Raw genomic sequence first — 22,225 nt, forward strand, 5'->3', positions numbered from 1 at the left:
ATTTTGGCACTACGACCCTTAGTCTGGATCAGCTTTAGAGGATGGTTGATATAAGTGATTGATATGTTATTGTTTTGTAATTGCCCTCCTGATTTTAAACATTATCATCTGAAAATCCTGTTCAGAGCCTAGAAATAATGCTCGACTCAAGGCAATTCTTTTCAGGAGATAATAAGCCGCCATTGTGATGATGATTGCCAATGAAAAGCGCACTGCTTCGTGGTTCTCACCTAAGTAAATTTTTGATTTGATCAAAACCAATTGATGCAAAAACATAATGATGATCGATGCCTGGCCTATTTGAATGAATAGCTCACGAACGTAATTTATGTGCTCTAGCCACGTGGCAATTTTAATCAGCACCACAATCATGGCGATGGCACTTAAGAATGTGATGAATGGCAGGCCGTATTGGGCGGCTTTCATGTCGTAGGTATTGTCAAAACCCGCCAGTAAAAGGCTGATAGCGGCTCCGGCAACTATAAATGCAGTCCATTCGTAAGGGATTTTATTGGGAATGCGTTTATAAACATGGCCGATAAAGAAAATAGGGGCGGCAGCCAGTACCACATTGATATTCCAAGGCAACCAGATATCATGAAAATAGGCATTTACATAACTGATGCATAGCATCCCTGCGCATAGATAATTAGCGAGCTTGGGCAGTTTAATTAGCAACCAGTTGACCAGCAATTGCGTAGCATAAAGACAGGTGACGAACCAGAAGACACTTTCGATGCCGCGCAGTGCTCTGCCTCCTAACAAGACGCCTGTGGTGATTTCTTTAAATGTTCCGAAGTAGTGGCGATTTTCGTAGATCAGGTTAATCACTGTGGGCAATATATAAATTACGCACAGGAATGTCAGGTAAGGCAATAAAAGATGGATGGCTTTTTTTCTTGCATAGCCTTTCAAATCGGTGGTGGGCTTGAAAAGATAACCACTGATAAAGAAAAAAAGTGGCATGTGAAACAGAAATATAAAGTCTGTAAGAAAAATATCCTTGGGGGTCATATGGCCGATAACGACAAACAATATGCCAATCCCTTTCAGAATATCAATCCAGTTTATCTTCATGGGAGTCTTTCATTTGATTTTACTGATCGAATGCATGTCTCCAAGATTGCTGATCAGTTAACGCTTATGATCTAAAACTTATGCCGAGGGTTAGTATTTAGCCCTCGGCATAGCAGTGAATCCATCAGGCGGGCCTGATTTACACCATAGGTGGATCCGTCTCCCGCGCAAAGCTTCTCGGGCTACCCACTAGCTGTACAAAGTTTTGCAATGCCTCTTCCAGTGCATTCACCGCCAGCAAGGTCGGGTCTGGCGAGCCATCGACCAGGGTTTCCGGGATGCCGGCGGTTTGCAATAGCTGTTGGCTGGCGCCGATGGCGAGCATGGGTTTGCAGTGGCGGTATTGGTCGCGCAGGAATTCCAGGGTTTGGCCGCTGGCGGCGAGGTTTTCGGCGACGAGCTTGCCATCGGGCAGGGCGACGGCGTCGAACAATACGCTGGGCATGGTTTCTATGCTGCCTTCGGCGTCGAGTGCTGCGCCGTTGTCTGCTTTTACCGGGCCTAGCTGCAGGCCGAGCAAGCGGGGCACGCCGCCTTCAGCGAGGATGGCGTCGTAAAGCGTTTGCACGCTGTCACCATCTACACCATCGGCCACGAGTATCGCGACGCGGCGGCCGAGCAGCATGCCATTGCCGGGGAAGTGTTGCTCGGAGAGGGCGGTGGAGGGCGGCGGCACGGGGAAGTCTGTGCTGCTGGCGAGCGGGGCGGCCTCGGGCAGGGCAATGCCTAGCCCGGCGGCGACGCCTGCGGCCAGCTCTTCATCCACATTTACCAGCAATGAGACGACGCGCTCGCGTATGGCCTGGGTTTGCACGCGGGTGAGCTCAAAGCGGAAGGCGTTGATGATGTGCTGCTGCTCGGGCGGGGATTGGCTGATCCAGAATAGCCGCGCTTGCGAATAGTGGTCGGCAAATTTTTCTGGGCGGCCGCGTACTTTGTCTTCAGTGATGGTTTCGGGGAAGCTGGTGAAGCCTTGCATGCCAGCCTGGAATGGGCAGCCGCCCGCCAGGGAGTTGGGCTCATAGGCGACACGGCCACGCGGGATGGACTGGCGGTGCATGCCATCGCGCTGGTTGTTGTGCACGGGCTTGAGCGGGGCGTTAATGGGCAGCTCGTGAAAGTTGACGCCACCGAGGCGGCTGATCTGCGTATCCAGATAAGAGTGGATGCGGCCTTGCAGCAGGGGGTCGTTGCTGAAGTCGATGCCGGGGATGATGTGGGCGGTGCAAAACGCCACTTGCTCGGTTTCGGCAAAGAAGTTGTCGGGGTTGCGGTTCAGCACCATCTTGCCGATGGGGGTGACGGGCACCATTTCTTCGGGGATGAGCTTGGTCGGGTCCAGCACGTCAAAGCTGAATTCCTCGGCCTGGGCTTCGGTGAATACCTGCACGCCCAGCTCCCACTCGGGGTAGGCGCCTGCTTCGATGGCTTCCCACAAATCGCGGCGGTGAAAGTCGGGGTCGGCGCCGCCCAGTTTCACGGCTTCATCCCACACCAGCGAGTGCACGCCAGCGACGGGCGTCCAGTGAAACTTGCAGAACACGGATTCGTTTTTGTCATTCACCAGACGGAAGGTGTGCACGCCAAAGCCCTGCATCATGCGGTAGCTGCGCGGAATGGCGCGGTCGGACATTTGCCACAGCAGCATGTGGGTGGATTCGGGCATCAGCGAAACAAAATCCCAATAGGTATCGTGCGCGCTGGAGGCCTGCGGCATGCCAAAGTGCGGCTCGGGTTTCACCGCGTGGACCAGGTCGGGGAATTTCATTGCATCCTGGATGAAAAACACCGGGATGTTGTTGCCGACCAGATCCCAATTGCCTGCGTCGGTATAAAACTTGACGGCAAAGCCGCGCACATCGCGCGCGGTATCCATGGAGCCACGCTCGCCCGCCACGGTGGAGAAGCGCACAAACACCGGCGTCTGCTTGCCCGCCTCGTTAAACGGCGCGGCTTTGGTGAGGTCGGTGAGTGGTTTGTAATTCTCAAAATAGCCATGGGCAGCGGAGCCACGCGCGTGCACTACGCGCTCGGGGATGCGCTCATGGTCAAAATGCGTGAGCTTCTCACGCAGGATAAAGTCTTCCATCGCCGTCGGTCCGCGCAGACCGATCTTCAGCGAATCCTGATTACTGGCGATATTCACACCCTGATTGGTGGTCAGCATCTGCCCGGCGGAATCTACCCGCACCCGGTCCAGATCGCCCTTCATGCGGTTTTCACCGGCAGGTGCTTTGCCTTCGCCAGTCTTGGGCGATGCTACCGTTTCATTCACCGTGCTGCTGGTAGCCGCAGGCGAATCCGGCAAACTGAATGCCCCGGTGTAAGGGCAACGCGCCGCCTCGCCATACTCATCGGCCTTGGATGGGTTGTGCGGAATCGAAGCCGACAGCTGATCCGTACCCGCGACTTTTTCCACCAGCTTGGCTGGCCCAGCGGCCTTGGGGGTATCCGGCGGCGTGTGCGTGGAAGGGCCCGACACCGTGCCCTGCGCTGCCCCCGTACCAATCGAATTCTTAGCCTTACGTTGAGACGCCATGACAGTTCCTTATGAAGTTGGGAATGCGTTGCCGCAAGAGACCCCGAGCATAGGCGGAACCATCATGCCCTTTCATCGGTAAAGTCCTTAAAGGGGTGTAGGAGGATTTGGTGATGGGTGCGAAAGGTGCGCAGACGGGGGAGAAAGGGGATGCTTGAATGCCTGAGCCGAACGTTATCGGCCAATAGCAGGCGCTCGCAAATGGTGTTAGATTGGACGAATGATCATATTGTGCTGTATGCGTTTTGATTTAATCAGCAAACATAATTAACCTACCCAGTTCAACAATTCTAGAAATCGATTTAAACCAATTCAGGAGAATCCATGGAATCCAACCCAAGAGAGCATTTGGAATTTGTCAGAAACTCAGAAATATCAGATGAGATTTATGACGCTTATTCTTATGAAAATATCGTTGGGAAACTGGTCTATGTCCACGCCACCGATAGCTTTCATTACCATGATTACACCGTGACACCTAACCAATCCCTGGATTTGGCCTCTGCAAATTTGGAAGTTTGTGAAGAAAAAGTGGCGGACTATTACTTAGCGAAGGAATAGCCAGACGCATTGATCTGTCTGAAACCTGCCGGGAAAAGTCAGATGAAAAGTCGGGCGTTTAAACGTGGCCTGATAAGCTAATTCATTGCGAGGCAACAACATGCCAGAAATGACAAAAGGCTAGCATAAGCTAGCCTTTTGTTTGTTTGGTGCGCCCGAAGAGATTCGAACTCCTGACCCCTTGGTTCGTAGCCAAGTACTCTATCCAGCTGAGCTACGGGCGCGTGAGGCGTGCATTATACAAGAAGCAGGATTTTATTCCAGTAAAACTTGATGATGTGCCTTTGAAACTTTGGCGGAGAGCGAGGGATTCGAACCCTCGATACAGGTTTAAGCCCGTATGCTTCCTTAGCAGGGAAGTGCCTTCGACCACTCGGCCAGCTCTCCGCACGAGGGCGTAACAATACTTGATTACGCCCCAAAAATCAACGCTCGTGGCGCTTATCTTTTTAAGCTTCTTCCAGATCAAATGCTTTATGCAGAACGCGGACGGCGAGCTCCATGTATTTTTCGTCAATGACGACGGCGATTTTGATTTCGCTGGTGGAAATCATCTGGATATTGATTCCTTCTTCGGCCAGGGTGCGGAACATCTGGCTGGCGATGCCGACGTGCGAACGCATGCCAACACCAACTACCGATACCTTGGCAATTTTGTCGTCACCCACGATTTCGCGGGCGTTGATGTGCGCTTGTACGCCGCGCAGGATGTCCAGGGCCTTGCTCAGCTCGTTTTTATGAACGGTGAAGGTGAAGTCGGTGGTGCCATCGGCGCTGACGTTCTGGATGATCATGTCGATGTCGATATTGGCATCGGCGATGGGGCCGAGGATCTGGTAGGCGATGCCTGGGCGGTCGGGCACGCCGAGCACGGTCACTTTGGCTTCGTCGCGGTTGAAGGCGATGCCGGAGATGATAGGTTGTTCCATGTTGTCATTTTCCTCAAACGTAATCAGGGTGCCGTCGCCTTCTTCTTCAAAGCTGGACAGCACGCGTAACTTGACCTTGTATTTGCCTGCAAACTCGACCGAGCGAATCTGCAATACCTTGGAGCCCTGGCTGGCGAGTTCCAGCATTTCTTCAAAGGTGATGGATTTGAGCCGGCGGGCTTCGGGGACCACGCGCGGGTCGGTGGTGTAGACGCCATCTACATCGGTGTAGATCTGGCATTCATCGGCCTTGAGCGCAGCGGCAATCGCTACGCCGGTGGTGTCTGAACCGCCACGGCCCAGGGTGGTGATGTTGCCTTGCTCGTCCACGCCCTGGAAGCCAGCAACGACCACGACATAACCTGCATTCAGGTCAGCGCGGATGCGGGATTCATCAATATTCAGGATGCGCGCTTTGGTAAAGGCGCTGTCGGTCACAATGCGCACCTGGCTGCCGGTGTAGCTCTTGGCCTTGAGGCCCAGGTCCATCAGCGCCATGGCGGTGAGGCCGATGGTGACTTGCTCGCCGGTAGAGACCATCACATCCAGCTCGCGTGGGTCTGGTGTGGGCATGATTTCCTTGGCCAGAGCAATCAGGCGATTGGTTTCGCCAGACATGGCCGAAACCACGACCACGACCTGATGACCAAGCGCTTTGTAGCGGGCCACGCGGCTCGCCAGGTTCTTGATCCGCTCTGGGTTGGCGACTGAAGTGCCGCCGTATTTTTGTACGATAAGTGCCATGTGTCTTGTAGCCTAATTAATTAAACTGCAGATGCGCGCCTTTACCGACAGGGCGTGAAGCCTTGTCGATGCGGGAGCTTAATTCAACTTTGCTTTTACCCAGCCTTCAACGCTGCTGAGCGCTTGTGGCAATTGGCTGGCGTCGGTGCCGCCTGCCATTGCCATGTCGGGTTTGCCGCCGCCTTTACCGCCTACTTGCCCGGCGACGAAGTTGACCAGTTCGCCCGCTTTTAGTTTGGCGATCAAGTCAGGCGTTACGCCCGCTGCCAGGCTGACCTTGCCGTCGTTGGCGCTTGCCAGCACGATGGCAGCCGATTTCAGCTTGTCTTTCAGCTTGTCCATTGTCTCGCGCAAGGTGTTGGCGTCTGCGCCTTCCAGCGTGGCTGCCAGCACCTTGATGCCGCCGAGATCCACTGCCTGATTCACCAGATCATCCCCTTGCGAAGAGGCGAGCTTGGATTTGAGACGGGCGAGTTCTTTTTCCAGGGTTTTGACGTTGTCCATCAGCTGGCCCAATTTGGCCGGGACTTCGCTGGCGGGGGCTTTCAGCTCTGCGGCGATCTGACCCAGCAAGGCTTGCTGCTGCTGCATGAGCTTCAGCGCATTTTCGCCCGTGGTGGCCTCCACGCGACGCACGCCTGCGGCCACGCCGCTTTCGCCGGTGATCTTGAACAGGCCGATATCGCCAGTGCGGCTGACATGGGTGCCGCCGCACAGCTCGCGCGAGCTGCCGATATCCAGCACGCGCACTTCATCGCCGTACTTTTCGCCGAACAGCATCATGGCGCCGGTTTTCTGTGCATCCTCAATACCCATCACGCGGGCCTGGGTGGCTTCATTGGCCAGAATTTCGGCATTGACCAGCGCTTCGACCTGGCGGATTTCGTCTTCCGTCATCGGTGCAGTGTGCACGAAGTCAAAGCGGGTTTTTTCGCTATCCACCAGCGAGCCTTTTTGCTGCACGTGGCCGCCCAAAACTTCACGCAGCGCTTTGTGCATGAGGTGGGTGGCGGAGTGGTTGCGCATGGTGGCAGCGCGGGCGCGGGTATTAACGCGGGCTTTCAGGCTGTCGCCTTTGCTGATTTTGCCGGTGGTGACCACGCCATGGTGGCCGAACACGCTGGCTTGTACTTTCTGGGTATCTTCTACGGTAAAGATGCCATCGCTGGCGCGTAGCTCGCCGCTATCGCCCACCTGGCCGCCGGATTCAGCGTAGAACGGTGTGTTGTCCAGCACGACCACGCCAACTTCGCCTTCGCTCAGGCTGTCAACGGCCGCGCCGTCTTTGTACAGCGCCAGCACCAGTGCATCGCTTTCCAGCTTTTCGTAGCCATGGAACTGGGTGGCGGCACCATCGTATTCCAGATTGGCGGACATCTTGAACTTGCCAGCGGCACGTGCCTGATCTTTCTGGCGCGCCATGGCGGCGTCAAAGGCGGCGGCATCCACGGTAACCTCGCGCTCGCGACAAACGTCAGCGGTCAGGTCCAGCGGGAAGCCATAGGTGTCGTGCAGCTTGAAGGCGGTTTCGCCATTGAAGGTCTTGCCACCCTTGGCGGCGATGTCAGCCAGTTCGGTTTCCAGAATCGCCATGCCGTTTTCGATGGTTTCAAAGAAGCGGTCTTCTTCCTGCTTCAGGGTGTCCATCACGCGGGTCTGGTTGCTCACCAGCTCGGGGTAGGCTTCGCCCATTTCGATCACGAGGTCGGGTACCAGCTTGTAGAAGAAGGCAGCCCGCACCCCCAGCTTGTAGCCGTGGCGAATGGCGCGGCGGATGATGCGGCGCAGCACGTAACCGCGGCCTTCATTGCCGGGGATGACACCATCGGCAATCAGGAAGCTGCAGGCGCGGATATGGTCGGCTAATACCTTGAGCGAGGGGCTTTCCAGGTCGGTCGTTTTGGTTTCGCGGGCGGCGGCCTTGATCAGTGCCTGGAAGAGATCAATTTCGTAATTGGCATGCACGCCTTGCAGCACGGCGGAGATACGCTCCAGCCCCATGCCGGTATCCACCGATGGCTTGGGCAAGGGATGCATCACGCCTTGTTCATCGCGGTTAAACTGCATGAACACGTTGTTCCAGATTTCGATGAAGCGGTCGCCGTCTTCTTCCGGGCTGCCGGGAGGGCCGCCCCAGATGTGCGCGCCGTGATCGTAGAAAATCTCGGTACAGGGGCCACAGGGACCAGTGTCGCCCATCATCCAGAAGTTGTCGGAGGCATAGCGCGCGCCTTTGTTATCGCCAATGCGGATAACCTTGTCGGCAGGCACGCCCATTTCTTTGGTCCAGATGTCATAGGCTTCGTCGTCTTCGGCGTAGACCGTAACCAGCAGTTTTTCCTTGGGCAGCTTGTAGACTTCGGTCAACAGTTCCCAGGCATAGGTAATGGCATCGCGCTTGAAGTAATCGCCAAAGCTGAAGTTGCCCAGCATTTCAAAGAAGGTATGGTGGCGGGCGGTGTAGCCGACGTTTTCCAGGTCATTGTGCTTGCCACCTGCGCGTACGCACTTCTGGCTGCTGGCTGCGCGGGTATAGGGGCGCTTGTCAAAACCCAGGAACACATCCTTGAACTGGTTCATGCCCGCATTGGTAAACAGCAGGGTAGGGTCGCCATGCGGTACCAGTGAACTGGATGCCACGACCTGATGCCCCTTGGACGCGAAAAAGTCCAAAAACTGCTGACGTATTTCTTTGCTCTTCATGTTGTGCCTTATGCTTGGCAGCGCAGTGCGCTACCTGTCTTCACTGTCTGTTGTTTCGACCTGATTACCTGCGTTGATCACCCGCTTGATCATGTCCATGCTGAAACCGCGGCTCTGCATGAACCTGGCCTGCTTCGCCCATTCTTCGCGGCTGGCTGGCGGCTGCGCAAATTTCTTGCGATAAATCTGCAGCGCATGGCTGAATTCATCCTGCTTTACCTGCTGCATGGCTTCGGCAATCAGCGTGTCATCCACGCCTTTTTGCTTGAGCTCATGCGCAATGCGCATGCTGCCAAACTTCTGCTGGCGCGCGTGTACCACCTGCTCGGTAAAGCGTTGCTCGGATAACCAGCCACGCTGTTTGAAGTCCTGCAGCAGTTGATCCACGTGCTCTTCCAGCTCATCGTCTGGTATTGCGGGCTGCTCAGGGACATCGGCCTGCGCTACTACATCGGCGTCCGCTGCAAAATCTTCAGCATCTTGCCGGGGGAAACGTCTACTGCCAGGCTGCTGCGGTTTGCGCATCAGCTTGCGCTTCAGTTCCAGCGCTGTATGTTCGCGCCTGGCCAGCAAGGCCAGGGCGCGCTCACGCAGCGCGCTTATGGCTTTACTCTTCGCCGTCGTCATCCGGGGCGACGGTCATGGCGGCACCGGCCAGATTGGAATTGGCGCGGATTTTGGCGTCAATTTCATTGGCAATGTCAGCATGCTCGCGCAGGTATTCGCGGGCATTATCCTTGCCCTGACCAATCTTTTCGCCCTTGTAGCTGTACCAGGCACCGGATTTTTCAACCAGTTTCAGGTTAACGCCCATCTCGATGATTTCGCCTTCGCGCGAAATGCCCTCGCCGTACAGAATATCGAACTCAGCCTGCTTGAATGGAGGCGCAACTTTGTTCTTGACCACTTTGACGCGGGTTTCGGAGCCAATTACTTCGTCACCCTTCTTGATCGCGCCAGTGCGGCGGATATCCAGGCGAACCGATGCGTAAAACTTCAGGGCGTTACCACCGGTGGTGGTTTCGGGGTTGCCGAACATCACACCGATCTTCATGCGGATCTGGTTGATGAAAATCACCAGGGTATTGGTGCGCTTGATGTTGGCAGTCAGCTTGCGCAGCGCTTGCGACATCAGGCGGGCTTGCAGACCCATGTGGGAGTCGCCCATTTCGCCTTCGATTTCGGCTTTGGGTGTCAGTGCAGCCACCGAGTCCACCACCACGATATCCACCGAGCCTGAGCGCACCAGCATGTCGGCGATTTCCAGGGCTTGCTCGCCAGTGTCTGGTTGCGAGATCAGAAGGTCAGAAACGTTAACGCCGAGCTTTTGGGCATATTGTGGGTCGAGTGCGTGTTCGGCATCGATAAAGGCTGCGGTGCCGCCCATTTTTTGCATTTGAGCGATGACAGACAGTGTCAGTGTGGTTTTGCCGGAAGATTCCGGACCGTAAATTTCAATGATGCGGCCGCGAGGCAAGCCGCCAATGCCCAGCGCGATGTCGAGGCCGAGCGAGCCGGTCGATACGGCCTGAATGTCGGCTGCGACATCCGTATCGCCCATGCGCATGATAGAACCTTTGCCGAATTGCTTCTCGATTTGCGAGAGGGCCGCGGCGAGCGCTTTGCTTTTGTTTTCGTCCATGAATCTGCCTTTGTTGGTGTGCCTGATAAAGCCTGTAATTATTTCATAATTCACTACTTAAGGTAAGCAAAGACGCGCATTGCTGTCGCCTTTCCGCTCTTCTGGCTCAAGATAAATGACATGCGTCACTGCCAGCGAACCTCATGCGCAGATTGCGGTCATAGGTACACAACGGTAGGTATAAAAAAATTAAAGTATCGCGTTTTAATGCTGTAAACAGAATTCGGGGCAAACACGTTTTAAGCATGACTTCCACACCATGGAAGTGATGAGGAGATGAACATGAGATTATTCAAACGCTTGCTGCTGGGGCTGACGCTGTCACTGGCTAGCATGGGTGCTGCCCACGCCCACGATTCTTTCAGTATTGGCCTCAACATTGGTGGGCCAGGTTATTACGGCCCGCCGCCCGGGGCTTATTACGCACCCCCTCCAGTGATTTATCGTGCGCCGCCAGTGGTGTATTTTGGCGCACCACCTCCTGTGTACTACCGGCCATATGAGCCTCGGATTTATTACCGGGAATACGATGGTGGCCGCTACCACCATCATGACCGTGGTCGGCATGGTGGCTGGCGCTAAAAAGGGCGGTCTTCGCCCATAAGGTAAAAAAGCGATTGCCTGAAAAGCAGTCGCTTTTTTTATGCCTGATCCTCAGCTGCTTTTAAGCTTGCATGGGTTGCTTGAGCAGCTGTAACAGACCTTCGAAAACAGCTTGCACGGCTTGTGCCCGGATTTGCTGGCGATTGCCACTGAAATGACGGGTAGTGCTGACAATATTACCCGGTGTGGCCCAGGCAAAGCACACCATGCCCACCGGCTTGGCCTGCGTGCCGCCGCCGGGACCGGCAATGCCGGTAATCGCCGCTGCGATATGGGCACGACCGCGATGTAACGCACCGTGGGCCATTTCAATCGCCGTCTGTTCGCTTACCGCGCCATAAGTTTCCAGAGTCGCCGGATTAACCCCCAGCATGCTGATTTTTGCCGCGTTGCTGTAAGTGATGTGCGCGCTCTCAAACCAGGTTGAGCTGCCTGGGATTTCGGTGATCAGGCTGGCGGCCATGCCGCCTGTACAGGACTCCGCCAGCGACAGCAGCAAGCCTTGCTGCTGCAGGGTGTTGCCCAGGCTGCGTGTCAGCTCCAGTAATTCAGTTTTATCCATAAGCCGCCTTGCAAAAAGGCAATGGCATACCCTGCTGCCAGCAAGTCATCCAGCATGACTCCCAGGCCGCCCTTGATATGCCGATCGCTCAGGTTGATGGGGAAGGGTTTCCAGATATCGAATAGACGAAACAGCAGGAAAGCGGCGAGCCATGCCTGCCAGCTGAGTGGCGTGAATTCCAGCACCAGCATGAAAGCCACAATCTCATCCCACACAATGCTGCCATGGTCAGAGGCGCCAAGTGCCTTGCCCGCGATGCCGCAGATATAGATGCCGAGCAGAAACATGCCGGCGAGAACGAGGTAGTGCAGTGGCTCGGCCAGTTGCATCAGGCCGATAAAGCATGGGATGCCAACCAGAGTGCCCCAGGTGCCCGGCGCCTTGCGAGGCAGGCCGCTGCCAAAACCCAGCGCCAGCAAGTGCGCTGGGTGTCGCAGCAGAAAGTGACGGTCTGGCCAGTGGATCAATCTTGGTTCCTGAATGAGGTGCATGATTGGTCATCATAGCGCATTCATCTCAGGTGCTGCCAACCCTGCTCAGCAATATGACATACGCGGCCTTATGCCATAGGGCGTCTTCGCAAAGCCACTATTGCTCCAATCAGCATCATCAGCCATGTACTGAGCTCAGGTACCGCGCTGATGGGTTTGAGCAGAAACAATTCGGATTGCCCTGTAAGCGTGTTGTTCATGATCCCGACTATCCACCCCAGCTCATTGATGTCTGTCGCTTTGCTGAGTATCCAGCCACTCGCCAGAATGGCCGGGTCTACCAGCAGGTTAAGGTCCAGCACCTGACCGGCATGAAAAGAGACCGCACGATCATTCGAATCGCCTACCGCGATCCCGGCTTCATTGATTTTATAGGCATTGCTGTAGTCCGAGCCACCCAAGGCACCTAGATCCAGCATGTTGCCGTTCTCCCATAAGGTGGCATGCAATCCGGCTTCGTATTCCGCCTGGCCGATGACCTGTCCGGCGTTATTGATGTCATTGGCTATACTCTGCCAATACGCCACAATATTGTTATCGACATCCGTAATAACCCGATTGTCCAAGAGTTGCATGCCAGAAGCAGACCACGATATTGCCTGGGTCGCGGGGATCTGTTCATGCGTAATGGCTTGGCCAACCGCAACCCCCATATCGTTAAGACCGTGCAGTGTTGCTCTTCCATAATAGGTGGCAGACCCTAATGTGATGCCTTCTGCCAAGGGGTAGGCAAACTCGTGGTTTTCTCCATACCCGACCCAGTGTCCATGGTTGTTGATGTCCGTCAGGGTGCTTCCCCGAGCTGCGCCATCGTCAATGCCAGTGGGAGTGGTGCCATTCCAGACCACCGCACCCATATACATGCCCGTGGTAGTTGATGAGCCTACGGTTTGCCCGAGATTATTAATGCCAGTGACGTAGGCATAGCCAGGTCCGGAGTCAAATGAGCCAATTGGGTTAAGGTAGCTCCAATTGCCTGACGCACTGCGAACACCATTGCTGACGGCGATTTCCCCCAGGTCGTTGATATATGGGGTGCCGTAGGGATTGATTAAGCTGGCGTTGTAAATCGAGGTGAGGTTGTAACTTGGTGCAGCCTGCAGATTGCTGACGGACGCCAGCAGTCCAATAAGGCCTAGTGCAATTCCAGAAATCACTTTCATGATAAGTCTCCCCGGATAACGCAAGAAACTGATCGTATGCCTGTCTGAAATTTACGGGTATAGCCCTAATGCACTAATCTTGCTCTAAAAGAATATATCAAACACAAGGTGTTGATTTGTTATGGAAATGGAGTCATGCGAAGTGATCAAAGCCTGCTTTTTTGATCTCCAGACGCGTGTTGTCTGCATCGTAAACATCCACACCTGCCTGCGCTCTCGTCTGGCCAATCACGCCCAGGCTCAAGCCTAGCTGCCTGCCTAGCGTGGCAATCTGTTCACGCTTGGCGGATGGCGCGGTAAAGCAGAGCTCATAATCATCACCGCCGCCGAGCACAAAGGATTGCACCGCGTTGTCTGCAATATGCTGGCGGGTGATGGGTGAGAGGGGAATATCGGCAAACCGGATATCCGCCCCCAGCTGCGATGCTTGCAGAATATGGCCGAGATCGGCCAGCAAACCATCGGAAATATCAATGGCGCTGTGAGCTAGCTGGCGCAATGCCAGCCCGAGTGCTGCGCGAGGCTGTGGTTGATGTAGCGCCACGCTGCATTCGGCCAGCGCATCGGCTGTCAGCGGGTAGTGGCCTTGCATGGCGGCGAGTGCCAATGCGGCAGTGCCGAGTGGGCCTGAGACCCAGATGTCATCGCCTGCCTTGGCGCCGCTACGGGTAAGGGCCTGCTGCTGCGGTACGATACCCATGATTTGTACGCTGATGGTGAGCGGGCCGCGCGTGGTGTCACCGCCTATCAGCGATACGCCAAAACGGTCTGCGCAATCAAAAAAGCCGCGACTGAATTCAGCCAGCCAGGCCTCCTTGATCTCTGGCAGGGCGATAGCCAGCGTGGCCCAGCGGGCTTCCGCCCCCATGGCGGCCATGTCCGAGATGTTGACGGCCAGCGATTTCCAGCCTATGCCGTAAGGGGCGGCATCTGCAAAGAAATGCGTGCCCGCGACCAGCATGTCGGCGGATATGGCGAGTTGATGGCCTAAAGGCACGGCGATCAGGGCGGCATCGTCGCCTATGCCCAGCTCGGTGTGCAACTGTGGGCGCGTAAAGTAGCGGGCGATCAGGTCGAATTCAGGTGTCATGCAGCGGGTGTTCAGGCTTGCGGTTTGATGGCGGATTTGGGGCGAAACGCCTTGACGATGCTTTCTCTGGTTTCGATATACGGCGCACCGATCAGGTCCAGGCAATAAGGCACGGCGGCAAAAATGCCGGGCACCACGGTCTTGCCATCGGCGTCTTTCAGGCCTTCCAGAGTTTCCTGTATGGCTTTGGGCTGGCCGGGCAGGTTGATGATCAGACTCTGCTTGCGGATAACGGCTACCTGGCGCGAAAGAATGGCGGTGGGCACAAAATGCAGGCTGATTTGCCGCATCTGCTCGCCGAAGCCCGGCATTTCCTTGTCGGCGATAGCCAGGGTGGCTTCAGGCGTCACATCGCGCAGCGCCGGGCCAGTGCCGCCGGTGGTGAGCACCAGGTCGCAGCCTTCATGGTCGACCAGATCGCGCAGGGTTGCTTCAATCTCGGCTTGCTCATCGGGGATGATGCGTGCCACCGCCTGCCAAGGGGTAAGGAGTACATTGTCCAGCCATGCCTTGAGACTGGGGATGCCTTTGTCTTCATACACGCCAGCGGAGGCGCGATCACTCACGGAAACTAAGCCGACAGTAAGGAATTGTTCTGACATAGTGGTTGTCTACGCAATCGTAATAACAAAATCAAGAATGCCATTATCATAACATCAGCCGACATGTGCTTTCGGCTGAACCTCCGAGGAGAGTCACCATGCATTACATCACGAGCCTGTTGCTAGCCGTTGCGCTGGTGGGCTGTGCCAGCCAGAAGCCGCAACCGGTGCCGGTGGATAATACCCGTGCCAGCAATGGCAACCCCTATACCGAGACCTATGTCAGCCATCCGCAGCCCGCGACGCTGCTGGCACCAGATCCGAATGGCCCCAAGCTCTACCTGGGCGATAAAAAAGAGGACGATTACAAGCGCATGCTGGAGCAGGGCTATGACATGCTGGGCTATTCCAGCTTTGAATCCGGTGACGTGGCGCCAGAGCTGGCGACCCAGCAGGCCAAGCAGGTGAAGGCGGATCTGGTGCTGGTTTATACCCAGCTGACTGGCAGCACGCCTGCCAGCATGAAGTTGCAGCAATTGCGCCAGCAGGCTGCAGCCCAAAAAGCAGCAGCTGCAGAACCGAAAGCGGCAGGCGATGCCCCCGCGCCCGTGGACGAAGCCAAGCAGCGCTATCATTACTTTGCCTCGTACTGGGTAAAGCTGGCCCCGCCATTAATCGGTGTGCATGTGAATGGCCCGGTGGCGCCAGATCAGCCTGGTTTGCCGGTGGTGGCGGTAGTGAAGCAGTCGCCTGCTGACAAGGCCGGGCTGGTGGATGGTGATGTGCTGACCCGTCTGGGGGAAGTCAACCTCGACAAGCCGGAGTCCCTGACCCGCGCCGCCAGGCAGTATGCTGGTAAAACCGTCGAGGTGGATTTCCGCCGCAGCGGCAGCCCGGGCAAAGCCATGATCACCCTGAATCAGCGTCCCCAGTAGTGTTTTCCGTCCGGCACATCCGCTGTGTGCCGGACGTGTTTCGCTTTTTATTCCCATTGGCAGGCACGTTCGTGCATGCTTACAATCCAGCTAACCCCATAACAAAAGCAATAAGCCATGATGGATAAAATCCTCCACGACTACCTGCAACACAAAAGCGAGCCTGTGCGTCTGCTGGCCGATCTGGTGGATCAGATACGGCCGGCACGTGGCGACCACCGCGACCATGCTGCGCATGCCATCCAGGCGCTATGTCATGTGCTGAATCGCGAACCTGTGCTTGCCCAGGCCTTGCATGAAGCCGTGCTGGGCTTGCTGGGCGGCCGTCGCCCGGTCTCGCTGTATGTGGATGCGGGCATTCAGCCCAGCAGCGGATTTTTTACTGAAATGTTCCGGCGCGTGGGCCATAAATTATTGCCGGAAGCCGTAGACCCGCAATATGTGAAAGATGTTTTCGGGCAGATTTTCCGGCGCCGGCAGGATGAGCTGTGGGTCATTGCCGTGCCCGACGAGGTCTGGCTGCAACTGCTGGAAGCCATGCGGTTTGACGAAGCGGATACGCGCCTGCTGGAAGCCTGCAAACGCGGCCTGCTAGATGCCGTGCAGGTACTGTCCTATCGCCTGTCAGCCTCTGGCCTGGAGCCTGAGCTGATACGCAGTCATCCTGAGCTGGAAAACCATGCCTCGCCCTTTATCATCCAGAATGTGGAGCTGGGCAATTTTCTTGAAGCGCCCGAGGATGACAAAAACGACATACGGCATATTCTGGTCATGCTGGATCAGTGCGGTGAAGTGATCGGCAAGATACGACGCAATAGTTCGCAAACCGGGACCAGCATTCATCTGACCTTTTTGCTGCAACGCATGACGCAGCAGATACGCCGCCTGGAGCGCCTGTTACGCATTATTGCCAGCCAGCGCGCCGGGGAGAGCGCGAACCTTGAGTTTGTGCATCTGTTGAAAGAGCTGGTCTCTGCCGAGTGCCACAAAAATGATGTGCGCAAGCACTGGCGCGAGAACATGGAGCTGCTGGCCCTGCGCGTGACCGAAAATGCCAGCCGCACCGGCGAGCATTACATCACCAACAATCGCCGCGAATACTATGGCCTGATGCGCTCGGCCATGGGGGCGGGCATTATCATCGCTTTTATGGCGATGCTGAAGATCATCACCGCGGGCAAACATTATGCCCCGCTGACCGAGGCCATCCTGTTCAGCCTCAATTACGGGCTGGGCTTTGTCATCATTCATATCCTGCACTTTACGGTGGCGACCAAGCAGCCCGCGATGACCGCCGCCGCTATTGCCGCCAGTATTGATGCCAGTGATGGCAAGAGCCGGGAGATGGATAATCTGGTGAATATCATCGCGCAAACCATACGCAGCCAGACCATTGCCATTATCGGCAATGTGTCACTCGCCGTGCCGGTGGCGATGCTGATTGGCTGGGCGATCTATACCCTCACCGGCAGTCATTTTATTCCGCCGGAGAAAGCGCACAAATTGCTGGCGGATATTCACCCCTGGCACAGCGGCGCGCTGATTTACGCCGGTATCGCCGGGGTTTGCCTGTTCCTCTCTGGGCTGATTGCGGGCTATCACGACAATCTTGCGATCTATAACAAGATCCCGCAACGCCTGAAAGCCCTCGGCTGGTTGCGGGTGTTGCTGGGGCCTGCGCGATTGGAACGCGTGGCGAAGTATGTGGAAAACAACCTGGGGGCGCTGGCGGGTAACTTTTACTTCGGTTGCCTGTTGGGCGGCATGTCAGGTCTGGGCGTCTTGCTGGGCCTGCCGATTGATATCCGGCATATTGCCTTTTCATCCGCGTTTGTCGGCTTCTCGTTTACCGCCCTCGATTTCAATATTACCTGGCAACTGGCTGTCATTGCCGCCGTGAGCGTGTTGCTGATCGGCACGGTCAATCTGCTGGTGAGTTTCAGTCTGGCGCTGTATGTGGCGATGAAGTCGCGCAAGGTGAGCTTTGTGCAATGGCGCCGCTTTCTGGTGACCTTGCTCAAGCGCTTGAACAATGAGCCCGGCAAGTTTTTCCTGCCACCGCCAAGGAGTGAGCCGGAGACGGAATCTGGTCATGGGCATTAAGGCCATGTAAAAAAGCCCGCTGGTTCAAGCGGGCTTTTTTTATGCGGCGATGTGGAGCCTGGGTATGCTGGCTCGTCACTCTTCCGCTTCGTCTTCGGGTTCTTCCTCAGGCGCTGCGCCGGGCGCGGTGACTTCACGCAGCAGTTTGAAGAGTTCGCGACTGCTTTTCGGCGGTTTGTTAGCCGCGGCTTCACGGCGGGCATTGCGTATCAGCGTGCGCAACTGCTGGATATCCACCGCCGGGAAATGCGACATGAAGTCTTGCAGCGCGGCTTCTTCTTCGATCAGGCGAGTGCGCCAGCGCTCAAGCTGGTGAAAGTAGGCAGTTTCGGCGTTGTGCTTGCCCTCCCAGCGTTGCAGCTGGTCGATGATGGGGGCGGTATCCACATTGCGCATCAGGCGGCCGATGTATTGCATCTGGCGACGGATCGCGCCATTGGCGGTAATGCGCTTGGCTTCCCGTATCGCATCATTCAGCGCTTCTGGCAGGTCCAGCTTGGCCAGTCTTTCCTTGGGCAGGCCGACCAGCGTCACGCCCAGATCCTGCAGTGCATCCATGGCCGCTTTGCGCTTGGTCTTGCTGAGCGGGCTGTCTTCGATATCCGCCTCGGCGGCGTTGTTTGTCTCATTAGGTTTCATGCTGGGGTATGATAGCAGTTTTTCCCCAAGAGACTTAATGTGAGCGTAACCCACGTTGCCCCAACCACCGGATTCAGTCATACGCTGGATGATCTGCGCGAGATGAGCGCGCGCGTATTGGCACTGGCCAAAAGCGCTGGCGCCAGTGCCGCTGAGGCTGAAGTCAGTTTTGGTGTCGGGCAGAATGTGTCCGTACGCATGGGTGAGACGGAAACCATTGAGTACAACCGCGATAAAGGCATGTCGGTCACCGTGTATTTTGGCCAGCAAAAAGGCCATGCCAGTACCTCGGACCTGAATCCGCAAGCTTTGCAGGATACCGTGGCGGCAGCCTGCAATATCGCCCGCTACACCGCTAAAGACGAGTTTTGTGGTCTGGCTGACGCGGCGCTGATGGCGCGCGACGTGCCGGATCTGGATTTGCATCATCCCTGGACGATTTCGGTGGATGATGCCGTGCGTTTGGCTACCGAATGTGAAGATGCGGCGCGCGCGGTGGATAAGCGTATTACCAATTCGGAAGGCGCTTCTGTCTCTACCTATGAAGGCCTGTTTTCCTATGCCAATAGCCATGGATTTTCCGGTGGCTACCTGAGTTCACGGCACAGCATCAGTTGCTCGGTGATCGCCGAAGAAGCCGATGCCATGCAGCGTGATTACTGGTACAGCACGGCCCGCAACGCAGATTGGCTCGATAGCCCGAAAAACATTGGCCAACTGGCAGGGGAACGCACCGTGCGTCGCCTGGGCTGCCGCCGCATCAAGACCGCCCAGGTGCCGGTGCTGTTTGATGCCTCGCTGGCATCCGGCCTGATTTCACATCTGATCAGTGCTGTTTCTGGCGGCAGTCTGTATCGCAAGTCATCGTTTCTGCTGGATTCTCTCGGCAAGCCGGTGATGTCATCCATTGTGAATATCAGCGAGCAGCCGCATATTCGCGGCGCACTCGCCAGTGCCCCGTTTGATAACGAAGGCGTTGCCACAAAGTCCCGCATGCTGGTGGAAAACGGTGTGCTGCAGGGCTATGTGCTTTCCAGTTATTCCGCGCGCAAATTAGGCATGCAAACCACAGGTAATGCCGGTGGCAACCATAATCTGCTGGTGAGCCAGCAAGGCAAGCCTGCCGAAGATCTGAATGGTTTGCTGCGTCAAATGGGTACCGGTTTGCTGGTGACCGAACTGCTGGGGCACGGCATCAATATGGTGACCGGTGATTACTCACGTGGCGCTGCCGGTTTCTGGGTGGAGAATGGTGTGATTGTTCACCCGGTAGAAGAAATCACCATTGCCGGCAATCTGCGCGATATGTTCATGCAGATTGTGGCCATTGGTAATGATGTGCTGGTGCAGGGCTCCAAGCAGGTTGGCTCTATCCTGATTGAGCAGATGACGGTGGCGGGGGATTAAGCGCAGGGTGCCTGCCCGCAAGCAGGGAAGCAAGTATCCAGATAAACAAAAAGCCCGGCATGCCGGGCTTTTTGCTGGGTCAGATCAGGTCTGACTTATTTCTTGTCGCCATTCACGTTAGGCTGTGGCAGATCATCATCGTCGTCATCGGTTGCGGTGACGTGATCATTGATCTGGTTGGCACGACGTTGCAGGTAGGCATCACGCATGAAGGCGTATGGGTCCAGTGCTGCATCGTCCAGCAAGTCACTCGCTGGCAGATATTGTGAACGCTTGTCGATCAGGTTCAGCAGACGAGCCTGGTTACGTGTGCGTGGATTGTCTACGTAGCTGATCGGATCAAAGGCCACGGTGTCGACGACCAGACCGCCAGTGTCGCGCAGTGTGCTTGGGCCGAGGAAAGGCAGCACCAGATAGGCGCCATTGCCTACACCCCAGTAACCCAAGGTTTGACCGAAGTCTTCAGGGTGACGCTCAATACCGTCTTTGGATGCTACATCAATCAGACCAGCAATACCGAAGGTGCTGTTGATGACGAAGCGGCCAGCTTCGCTCATGGCATTATCAATCTTGAACTGCAACAGATTGTTGATCACGGATACAAAGGTACCCAGGTTGTTGAAGAAGTTGCTTACGCCAGAGCGCACGGGAGATGGCATCACGGCCTTGTATGCCCCTGCGATTGGCTTGATGACGGCTTTGTCAGCGGTGTCATTGAATTTGTAAACGCCACGATTGAGGCCTTCGAGCGGGTCTTTGTTGGCTTGCGAGGCACAGCCTGATAACAGGGAGGCCAAGACGAGGCTGGCAATGACGGCATATGATTTGGTGCGCATGCGTTGTTCCAAACTGTATGATTGATATTATTGCGTTGGACGACCGGCCCAGGCCGGAAACCACATCGGACTTTAACCGACGGCCTGTGCATTGTCCACTTTTTTGCTGTGCTTCACCAGAGATTCAGTTGCGAAAATCTGACACTGGTGACGAGAATGGTCACTGCACGCCGGGTGATGCTTTTTGCTGGTGAGTGCCGCTCATGATTGTCTATTCAAGGAACCTTGTCGCATGTCATTGATGACCATACAACACTACCTGACGCGCGCCCAGCAGCAGCATGCCGGGGCGACCGGTGAACTGACGCTGATACTTAACGATATTGTCACCAGCTGCAAACGCGTGGCACAGGCGGTCAATCAAGGCGCCTTGCTGGGCACCATGGGTGACCTCGGCAGCCAGAATGTACAGGGTGAAGTACAAAAGGCGCTGGATGTGATTTCCAACACGATTTTCCTGGAAAGTAATCAGGCAAGTGGATTGCTGGCTGGCATGGCCTCCGAAGAGATGGACGATCCATACCTGATGCCGGAGGGAGTGCATGGCCGATATTTATTGCTGTTTGATCCCCTGGATGGCTCATCCAATGTGAACGTCAATATTTCAGTGGGCTCCATTTTTTCGGTATTGCGTTGCCCGGAAGGCGTCGTCCAGCCGCAACTGGCAGACTTTTTGCAGCCCGGTGTGCAGCAGGTATGCGCGGGCTATGCCTTGTATGGTTCTTCTACCATGCTGGTGATCACGACGGGGAGTGGGGTGGATGGGTTTACGCTGGATCATGGCACGGGCGAATTCATGCTGACGCATCCGCAAATGCGGATACCTGATGATAGCCGCGAATTTGCGATCAATATGTCCAACCAGCGGCACTGGCCGCCCGCCATCAAGCGCTATGTAGATGAGTGCGTGCAGGGTGCCAGCGGGCCACGCGGTGTGGATTTCAATATGCGCTGGGTGGCCTCCATGGTGGCCGAGGTCCACCGTATTCTGTTGCGCGGCGGTATTTTCATGTACCCCATGGATAATAAAAATGCCGCACAGGGCGGCAGGTTACGGTTGCTTTATGAAGCCAACCCCATGGCGATGCTGGTGGAGCAGGCTGGTGGCTTGGCCAGCACAGGCAGCCAGCGTTTACTGGAGCTTGTGCCGCATGCCTTGCACCAGCGCGTGTCGGTGATTCTGGGCTCGCGCAATGAGGTTGAGCGTGTGCAGGATTATTTCAGCGCCGAGTAACAAAAGCACCGGCGCACGATTTAGTGCTCGGTCTCGTCGTCGTAATCATCCTCGACTTCTTCGTCGTCTTCATCATCATCTAGCAGAGGTTGAATGTCATCCAGATAAAGGCCGCTGCCGCCGTTATAGCTTTCGACTTCTTTGTCGGTAAATTGCAGCACCTCGGTGGCGACATGTTCAGAGAATACCTGTTCAATGTTTTCGAACAGCTCTTCCACAAACTCGCTGAAGGTGGTGTCGGTATCGTTGACTTCATAGGCGTTATCAAAGGCTTGCTGCACCAGTTCGGTAAAACGGTCGGCAATGGCTTCAATGGCGGCTTGATTGTGTGACATAAAGACTCCTGTAGGTTTACGAATGTTGTCTGAATGACTATGGAAAGCGCGCTTTGTTCAGAAGCTTTTGACGCAGCCCATGCTAACATG

General features: G+C 55.7%; 20 protein-coding genes and 2 tRNA genes. 6 read left to right on the plus strand and 16 right to left on the minus strand.

Features of this window, described 5'->3' with window-relative positions; translation table 11 throughout:
- Nucleotides 1-66: 66 nt before the first annotated feature.
- Both ACWWD9_RS03570 and ACWWD9_RS03575 read right to left on the minus strand, forming a co-directional pair.
- Nucleotides 67-1,077, minus strand: a complete 1,011-nt coding sequence (locus ACWWD9_RS03570) for an acyltransferase family protein (protein ID WP_455867749.1) — start codon at nt 1,075-1,077, stop codon at nt 67-69.
- Between the two features lie 139 nt (nt 1,078-1,216).
- Complete coding sequence (locus ACWWD9_RS03575; protein WP_455867750.1) at nt 1,217-3,616, minus strand: catalase; 2,400 nt, start codon at nt 3,614-3,616, stop codon at nt 1,217-1,219.
- Nucleotides 3,617-3,940: 324 nt separating this feature from the next.
- On the opposite strand from ACWWD9_RS03575, the gene ACWWD9_RS03580 reads away from it, so the two are divergent.
- Nucleotides 3,941-4,177, plus strand: coding sequence for a hypothetical protein (locus ACWWD9_RS03580; RefSeq protein ID WP_455867751.1), 237 nt, complete (start codon nt 3,941-3,943; stop codon nt 4,175-4,177).
- Between the two features lie 147 nt (nt 4,178-4,324).
- Here ACWWD9_RS03580 and ACWWD9_RS03585 read toward each other — a convergent pair.
- The 6 genes from ACWWD9_RS03585 to recA form a co-directional block, all read right to left on the minus strand.
- Nucleotides 4,325-4,401, minus strand: a tRNA-Arg gene (locus ACWWD9_RS03585).
- Between the two features lie 69 nt (nt 4,402-4,470).
- Nucleotides 4,471-4,564, minus strand: a tRNA-Ser gene (locus tag ACWWD9_RS03590).
- A 62-nt stretch (nt 4,565-4,626) separates the two neighbouring features.
- On the minus strand, nt 4,627-5,850 hold the full coding sequence (locus ACWWD9_RS03595) for an aspartate kinase (RefSeq protein WP_013442915.1): 1,224 nt from the start codon (nt 5,848-5,850) through the stop codon (nt 4,627-4,629).
- Nucleotides 5,851-5,928: 78 nt separating this feature from the next.
- Nucleotides 5,929-8,553, minus strand: a complete 2,625-nt coding sequence (gene alaS / locus ACWWD9_RS03600; protein WP_455867752.1) for an alanine--tRNA ligase — start codon at nt 8,551-8,553, stop codon at nt 5,929-5,931.
- Between the two features lie 30 nt (nt 8,554-8,583).
- Complete coding sequence (locus tag ACWWD9_RS03605) at nt 8,584-9,180, minus strand: regulatory protein RecX (protein WP_455867753.1); 597 nt, start codon at nt 9,178-9,180, stop codon at nt 8,584-8,586.
- Entirely contained in the window at nt 9,161-10,195 is a 1,035-nt protein-coding gene (gene recA / locus ACWWD9_RS03610; RefSeq protein WP_013442912.1) for a recombinase RecA, read from the minus strand. The genes ACWWD9_RS03605 and recA overlap by 20 nt, the downstream gene beginning before the upstream one ends.
- 282 nt (nt 10,196-10,477) lie before the next feature.
- On the opposite strand from recA, the gene ACWWD9_RS03615 reads away from it, so the two are divergent.
- Entirely contained in the window at nt 10,478-10,777 is a 300-nt protein-coding gene (locus ACWWD9_RS03615; protein ID WP_455867754.1) for a hypothetical protein, read from the plus strand.
- An 82-nt stretch (nt 10,778-10,859) separates the two neighbouring features.
- Here ACWWD9_RS03615 and ACWWD9_RS03620 read toward each other — a convergent pair whose 3' ends face one another.
- The 5 genes from ACWWD9_RS03620 to mog form a co-directional block, all read right to left on the minus strand.
- Complete coding sequence (locus tag ACWWD9_RS03620) at nt 10,860-11,360, minus strand: CinA family protein (RefSeq protein WP_015830755.1); 501 nt, start codon at nt 11,358-11,360, stop codon at nt 10,860-10,862.
- A complete protein-coding gene (locus tag ACWWD9_RS03625) occupies nt 11,333-11,851 on the minus strand; it encodes a phosphatidylglycerophosphatase A family protein (RefSeq protein WP_455867755.1) in 519 nt (172 codons plus the stop codon). The genes ACWWD9_RS03620 and ACWWD9_RS03625 overlap by 28 nt, the downstream gene beginning before the upstream one ends.
- A 68-nt stretch (nt 11,852-11,919) precedes the next feature.
- The gene (locus ACWWD9_RS03630; RefSeq protein ID WP_455867756.1) at nt 11,920-13,014 is read right to left on the minus strand and encodes a hypothetical protein; all 1,095 of its coding nucleotides are present in this window, start codon (nt 13,012-13,014) and stop codon (nt 11,920-11,922) included.
- A gap of 133 nt (nt 13,015-13,147) precedes the next feature.
- On the minus strand, nt 13,148-14,104 hold the full coding sequence (gene thiL / locus ACWWD9_RS03635) for a thiamine-phosphate kinase (protein WP_455867757.1): 957 nt from the start codon (nt 14,102-14,104) through the stop codon (nt 13,148-13,150).
- A gap of 11 nt (nt 14,105-14,115) precedes the next feature.
- Nucleotides 14,116-14,706: a molybdopterin adenylyltransferase gene (mog, locus tag ACWWD9_RS03640; RefSeq protein ID WP_455867758.1), complete on the minus strand. Its 591-nt coding sequence runs from the start codon at nt 14,704-14,706 to the stop codon at nt 14,116-14,118.
- Nucleotides 14,707-14,804: 98 nt separating this feature from the next.
- On the opposite strand from mog, the gene ACWWD9_RS03645 reads away from it, so the two are divergent.
- Together ACWWD9_RS03645 and ACWWD9_RS03650 are read left to right on the plus strand one after the other, a co-directional pair.
- Nucleotides 14,805-15,581 carry a PDZ domain-containing protein gene (locus ACWWD9_RS03645; RefSeq protein ID WP_015830750.1) on the plus strand — a complete coding sequence of 259 codons (777 nt, stop codon included), beginning with the start codon at nt 14,805-14,807 and terminating at the stop codon, nt 15,579-15,581.
- Between the two features lie 117 nt (nt 15,582-15,698).
- Nucleotides 15,699-17,684: a site-specific recombinase gene (locus tag ACWWD9_RS03650; protein ID WP_455867759.1), complete on the plus strand. Its 1,986-nt coding sequence runs from the start codon at nt 15,699-15,701 to the stop codon at nt 17,682-17,684.
- 75 nt (nt 17,685-17,759) lie between these two features.
- On the opposite strand, the gene yjgA is transcribed toward ACWWD9_RS03650, so the two are convergent.
- Nucleotides 17,760-18,323, minus strand: a complete 564-nt coding sequence (gene yjgA / locus ACWWD9_RS03655) for a ribosome biogenesis factor YjgA (RefSeq protein ID WP_013442903.1) — start codon at nt 18,321-18,323, stop codon at nt 17,760-17,762.
- 39 nt (nt 18,324-18,362) lie between these two features.
- On the opposite strand from yjgA, the gene pmbA reads away from it, so the two are divergent.
- Entirely contained in the window at nt 18,363-19,730 is a 1,368-nt protein-coding gene (gene pmbA / locus ACWWD9_RS03660; protein ID WP_455867760.1) for a metalloprotease PmbA, read from the plus strand.
- Between the two features lie 95 nt (nt 19,731-19,825).
- Here the strand turns inward: pmbA and ACWWD9_RS03665 are convergent, their stop codons facing one another.
- Nucleotides 19,826-20,566 carry an MlaA family lipoprotein gene (locus ACWWD9_RS03665; RefSeq protein WP_013442901.1) on the minus strand — a complete coding sequence of 247 codons (741 nt, stop codon included), beginning with the start codon at nt 20,564-20,566 and terminating at the stop codon, nt 19,826-19,828.
- Between the two features lie 232 nt (nt 20,567-20,798).
- Here ACWWD9_RS03665 and ACWWD9_RS03670 point away from each other — a divergent pair, with 232 nt between their 5' ends.
- A complete protein-coding gene (locus ACWWD9_RS03670) occupies nt 20,799-21,800 on the plus strand; it encodes a class 1 fructose-bisphosphatase (RefSeq protein ID WP_455867761.1) in 1,002 nt (333 codons plus the stop codon).
- Nucleotides 21,801-21,820: 20 nt separating this feature from the next.
- On the opposite strand, the gene ACWWD9_RS03675 is transcribed toward ACWWD9_RS03670, so the two are convergent.
- A complete protein-coding gene (locus ACWWD9_RS03675; protein ID WP_013442899.1) occupies nt 21,821-22,135 on the minus strand; it encodes a hypothetical protein in 315 nt (104 codons plus the stop codon).
- Nucleotides 22,136-22,225: the final 90 nt, after the last annotated feature.

The organism is Methylovorus sp. SPW-M1 (genome assembly GCF_053848825.1).

Bases quoted from the DNA above. Each gene is read 5' to 3' on its own strand.
- ACWWD9_RS03630 (WP_455867756.1), bottom strand. From the start codon at position 13,014: ATGAAAGTGATTTCTGGAATTGCACTAGGCCTTATTGGACTGCTGGCG.
- yjgA (WP_013442903.1), bottom strand. From the start codon at position 18,323: ATGAAACCTAATGAGACAAACAACGCCGCCGAGGCGGATATCGAAGAC.
- thiL (WP_455867757.1), bottom strand. From the start codon at position 14,104: ATGACACCTGAATTCGACCTGATCGCCCGCTACTTTACGCGCCCACAG.
- ACWWD9_RS03625 (WP_455867755.1), bottom strand. From the start codon at position 11,851: ATGCACCTCATTCAGGAACCAAGATTGATCCACTGGCCAGACCGTCAC.
- ACWWD9_RS03620 (WP_015830755.1), bottom strand. From the start codon at position 11,360: ATGGATAAAACTGAATTACTGGAGCTGACACGCAGCCTGGGCAACACC.
- ACWWD9_RS03645 (WP_015830750.1), top strand. From the start codon at position 14,805: ATGCATTACATCACGAGCCTGTTGCTAGCCGTTGCGCTGGTGGGCTGT.
- ACWWD9_RS03605 (WP_455867753.1), bottom strand. From the start codon at position 9,180: ATGACGACGGCGAAGAGTAAAGCCATAAGCGCGCTGCGTGAGCGCGCC.
- ACWWD9_RS03665 (WP_013442901.1), bottom strand. From the start codon at position 20,566: ATGCGCACCAAATCATATGCCGTCATTGCCAGCCTCGTCTTGGCCTCC.
- ACWWD9_RS03650 (WP_455867759.1), top strand. From the start codon at position 15,699: ATGATGGATAAAATCCTCCACGACTACCTGCAACACAAAAGCGAGCCT.
- ACWWD9_RS03595 (WP_013442915.1), bottom strand. From the start codon at position 5,850: ATGGCACTTATCGTACAAAAATACGGCGGCACTTCAGTCGCCAACCCA.
- ACWWD9_RS03615 (WP_455867754.1), top strand. From the start codon at position 10,478: ATGAGATTATTCAAACGCTTGCTGCTGGGGCTGACGCTGTCACTGGCT.
- alaS (WP_455867752.1), bottom strand. From the start codon at position 8,553: ATGAAGAGCAAAGAAATACGTCAGCAGTTTTTGGACTTTTTCGCGTCC.
- ACWWD9_RS03580 (WP_455867751.1), top strand. From the start codon at position 3,941: ATGGAATCCAACCCAAGAGAGCATTTGGAATTTGTCAGAAACTCAGAA.
- recA (WP_013442912.1), bottom strand. From the start codon at position 10,195: ATGGACGAAAACAAAAGCAAAGCGCTCGCCGCGGCCCTCTCGCAAATC.
- ACWWD9_RS03575 (WP_455867750.1), bottom strand. From the start codon at position 3,616: ATGGCGTCTCAACGTAAGGCTAAGAATTCGATTGGTACGGGGGCAGCG.
- ACWWD9_RS03670 (WP_455867761.1), top strand. From the start codon at position 20,799: ATGTCATTGATGACCATACAACACTACCTGACGCGCGCCCAGCAGCAG.
- ACWWD9_RS03675 (WP_013442899.1), bottom strand. From the start codon at position 22,135: ATGTCACACAATCAAGCCGCCATTGAAGCCATTGCCGACCGTTTTACC.
- mog (WP_455867758.1), bottom strand. From the start codon at position 14,706: ATGTCAGAACAATTCCTTACTGTCGGCTTAGTTTCCGTGAGTGATCGC.
- ACWWD9_RS03570 (WP_455867749.1), bottom strand. From the start codon at position 1,077: ATGAAGATAAACTGGATTGATATTCTGAAAGGGATTGGCATATTGTTT.